This is a genomic window from Streptomyces sp. NPDC015171, from assembly GCF_043079545.1.
Lineage (GTDB): Bacteria > Actinomycetota > Actinomycetes > Streptomycetales > Streptomycetaceae > Streptomyces.
On the sequence record NZ_JBIBUO010000048.1, the window covers coordinates 1 to 4,411 of the forward strand.

The following is a 4,411-nucleotide window of genomic DNA, read 5'->3' on the forward strand; positions in this document are numbered from 1 at the left end:
CTGGCGCGGGTGCCTGGTGGTGCGCCGTTGGCGGGTGTGGTTCATACCGCTGGTGTGCTGGATGATGGTGTGATCGCGGGTCTGACGCCGGAGCGCTTGGCTGGGGTGTTCCGGCCGAAGGTGGATGCGGCGCTGGCGTTGCACGAGGCGACGCGGGACCTGGACCTGGACGCGTTCGTCCTCTATTCCTCCGCCTCGGGTGCGCTCGGTGGTCCGGGACAGGGCAACTACTCGGCCGCCAACGCGTTCTTGGACGCGTTCGCGCAGTGGCGCCGTGCGCAGGGTCTGCCGGCGGTGTCGCTGGCGTGGGGTTTGTGGGGTGAGTCGAGTGCGATGACGGGCTCGCTCGGGGAGTCGGATCAGGCGCGCATGCGGCGCAGTGGTATCCGCCCGTTGTCCGCCGAGGAGGGCATGGCACTCTTCGACACCGGCCTCGCCGCCGACGAACCCGCCCTCATCCCCGTCAAGTTCGACTTCTCCGCTCTCGCCGCACAAGCGGGAGCCGGTGAGGTGCCGCCGATGCTGCGAGGCCTGGTCCGAAAGCCGCGCCGGACCGTCCGCACCGGTGGCGCCGAGAGCGCCGGAAGTGCGGCCGGGGAGTCCCTGATCGACCGGCTGGCGACGATGGCGCAGCCCGAGCGGCAGCGCACCCTGATCGACCTGGTGAGCGCCGATGCCGCGGCCGTACTCGGCCGCCGCCAGCGAGACGCGATCGCGTCGGACCGTGCCTTCAAGGACCTCGGCTTCGACTCGCTCACAGGCGTGGAACTGCGCAACCGGCTCACGGCGGCCACGGGTCTCCAGCTCCCCGCCTCGGCGGTGTTCGACTACCCGACGCCGGCCGCCCTCGCCGACGTCCTGCTGGAACAACTCGGTGTCTCACCGGTGTCCGTGCTCGCCGAACTGGACAGGCTGGAAGCGGCGTTGAGCAGCACGTCCCTGGACGACGACGTCATGGCGCAGACGGCCAAGCGGCTGCAGACCCTGGCTTCCCGGTACGCGTCGTCCGGTTCTCCTGCTGAGGACGAGGCGCACTTCGACCTGGAATCCGCCTCCGACGACGAACTCTTCAGCTTCGCGGAGAACGAGCTCGGCTCTTCCTGACAGCGGCGCCGGCCCCCCACACCTGTTGAGCAGAAGGACTTTCGATGAGCACGAACGACGACAAGCTGCGCGACTACCTCAAGCGAGCCCTCGCCGACCTCAGCCAGGCACGCAAGCGGCTGCGCGAGGTCGAATCCGAGAAGACGGACCCGATCGCGATCATCGCCATGGGCTGCCGTCTCCCGGGCGGCGTCTCCTCGCCCGAGGATCTGTGGGAGCTGGTCGCCGGGGGAAGCGACGCCATCTCACCGTTCCCGACCGACCGCGGCTGGGACGTGAACGGGCTGTTCGACCCCGACCCTGAGCGTCCCGGAAAGTCGTACGTCAGGGAGGGCGGTTTCGTCACCGACGCCGCCGAGTTCGACGCCGCCTTCTTCGGAATCAGCCCGCGCGAGGCCGTGGCGATGGACCCGCAGCAGCGGCTGCTGCTGGAGACCTCCTGGGAGGTCTTCGAGCGCGCGGGCATCGACCCGACCTCGCTGCGTGGCCGCAACGTCGGTGTGTTCGCCGGTACCAAGCCCCAGGACTACATCCCGAGCCTCGAAGGCGGGGAGTCCAGCACCGAGGGGTACGCCTTGACCGGCAGCGCCGGCGCGGTCACCTCCGGCCGTGTCGCGTACACCTTCGGTTTCGAAGGCCCCGCCGTCTCCATCGACACCGCCTGCTCCTCGGCGCTGGTCGCCATCCATCTGGCCGCCCAGGCTCTGCGCAGCGGAGAGTGCTCACTCGCGCTGGCCGGCGGTGTGTCGGTGATGGCCACGCCGGGCGCGTTCGTCGCCTTCTCGCGGCAGCGAGGGCTGGCGGCGGACGCTCGCTGCAAGGCGTTCGCCGAGGGCGCGGACGGTACGTCGTGGGCCGAGGGCGTGGGCCTGGTGCTCCTGGAACGGCTGTCGGACGCGCGCCGCAACGGCCATGAGGTGCTGGCGGTCGTCCGGGGCAGTGCGGTGAACCAGGACGGCGCCTCCAACGGTCTCACCGCGCCCAACGGACCCTCGCAGCGACGCGTCATCCGTCAGGCGCTGACCAACTCCGGGCTGCTCGCCGCGGACGTCGACGCGGTCGAGGCGCACGGTACGGGAACGTCGCTGGGCGACCCGATCGAGGCGCAGGCCCTGATCGCGACGTACGGCCAAGGGCGCCCGGCGGAAAGGCCGCTGTGGCTCGGCTCGGTGAAGTCCAACCTCGGTCACACCCAGGCGACGGCGGGTGTGGCGGGTGTGATCAAGATGGTGCAGGCGATGCGGCACGGTGTGCTGCCGAAGACGCTGCACGTGGACGCCCCGTCGCCGAAGGTGGACTGGTCGGCGGGCGCGGTGGAACTGCTCACAGAGTCGCGGGCCTGGCCTGAGGTGGATCGTCCTCGCCGGGTGGGTGTGTCGGCGTTCGGTATCAGCGGCACGAACGCGCATGTGATTCTGGAGGGGGTCGAGCCCGCGGCTCCGGTGGAGCGTGCGGTGGTGCCGGACGGTGTGGTGCCGCTGGTGCTGTCCGGCAGGACGGCCGATGCGGTGAGCGCGCAGGCCCGGCGTCTGGCCGACCATCTGCAATCGCACCCGGACCTGAGCCTGACGGACACGGCCTTCTCGCTGGCGACGACGCGTGCTCGTTTCGATCACCGTGTGGTGGTGGTCGCGGGTTCGGCACAGGAGGCGCAGGACGGTTTCGCTTCGGTGCGTGCCGAGTCCGTGGTCCCCGGTCGTCTGGGCGTCCTGTTCACGGGCCAGGGCTCGCAGCGGGTCGGCATGGGCCGTGAACTGCACGCGAGGTTCCCGGTGTTCGCGGAAGCCTTCGACGAGGTGTGTGCGGCGGTCGACAAGAGCCTGGGCCGCTCGCTCATGGACCTGGTCTTCGAAGGCGGGGACCTGATCGGCGAGACGCGATACGCCCAACCCGCCCTCTTCGCCATCGAGGTGGCGCTCTTCCGTCTCGTGCAGTCGTGGGGTGTGGTGCCGGATGTGCTGGCGGGTCATTCGATCGGTGAGGTGACCGCGGCGTATCTGGCGGGTGTGTGGTCGCTGGAGGATGCGGCGGCTTTGGTGGTGGCGCGTGGCCGGTTGATGCAGGCGTTGCCGGCTGGTGGTGTGATGGTCGCGGTGGAGGCGGCGGAAGACGAGATCACCCCGCTGCTGACCGATGGCGTGAGCATCGCCGCTGTCAACGGGCCGACATCGCTGGTGCTGTCCGGCGTCCAGGACGAGGTCGAAGCAATGGTCGCCCGCTTCGAGGGTCGTCGGGTGAAACGGCTGCGAGTCTCCCACGCGTTCCACTCGCCCCTGATGGATCCCATGCTCGAAGAGTTCCGCCAGATCGCGGCCGGACTGACCTATCACCAGCCCTCCCTGCCGCTGGTGTCGAACCTGACCGGTGAACTCGCGGACCCGGAGCGGCTGTGCTCGCCCGAGTACTGGGTGGAGCATGTACGCGGCACGGTCCGCTTCCACGACGGCGTCCGTGCCATGCGCGCGGAGAAGGTGTCCACCTTCCTGGAGCTGGGCCCCGACGGGGTCCTGTCCGGGATGGTCGCCCAGGACTGCGTGCCCTCCTTGCGGCGGGACACGTCCGAGGACCGGGCCCTGATGACCACCCTGGGCCGACTCCACACTCGTGGCGTGGACGTCGACTGGGAGAAGGTCTTCTCCGGCACCGGCGCACAGCGAGTGGATCTTCCCACCTACGCCTTCCAGCGGCAGCGCTACTGGCTGAACCCGACGTCGTCCGGCGGGGACCCCGCCCTGGCCACCGGACATCCCCTGCTTGACATCGTGGTCGGTGTTCCGGACACCGGTGGTGTCGTGTGCACCGGCCGGCTGTCCCTGGCAGCGCACCCGTGGCTGGCAGATCATGCGGTGTCGGGGGTGGTCCTGCTGCCGGGTACCGCCCTCGTGGAACTCGCGGTCCGCGCCGGGGACGAGGTCGGTGCGCGGTCCCTGCGTGAGCTGATCATCGAAGCGCCGGTGGTGATCCCCGAGAAGGGTGCGATACGCATCCAGGTGTCGGTCGGTGAGGACACGGGCGGTGCGCGGTCGGTGTCGGTGTACTCGCGGCCGGATGACGCCGAGCCCGATACGTCATGGGTGCGTCACGCGAGCGGACAGCTCAGTGCGGAGGCTCCTGCGTCTGCGGCCGAGTTTGATGTGTGGCCGCCGGAGGGTGCGACGGGTGTAGATGTGTCGGACCTGTACGAAGACTTGGCCGGTCGCGGTTATGGCTATGGGCCGGTGTTTCAGGGGCTGCGTGCGGTGTGGCGGCGTGGGGACGAGGTGTTCGGCGAGGTCGCGTTGTCGGCGGGCGAGGTGGAGTCGGCGGG

General features: G+C 69.8%; 2 protein-coding genes. Both read left to right on the forward strand.

The window, feature by feature from the left end; genetic code table 11:
- A partial coding sequence (locus ACF073_RS41390; protein WP_392076731.1) for a beta-ketoacyl reductase occupies nt 1-1,104 on the forward strand: 1,104 nt, incomplete at its 5' end.
- A gap of 44 nt (nt 1,105-1,148) precedes the next feature.
- Nucleotides 1,149-4,411, forward strand: a 3,263-nt coding sequence (locus ACF073_RS41395) for a type I polyketide synthase (RefSeq protein ID WP_392076732.1), incomplete at its 3' end; no start/stop codon positions are given.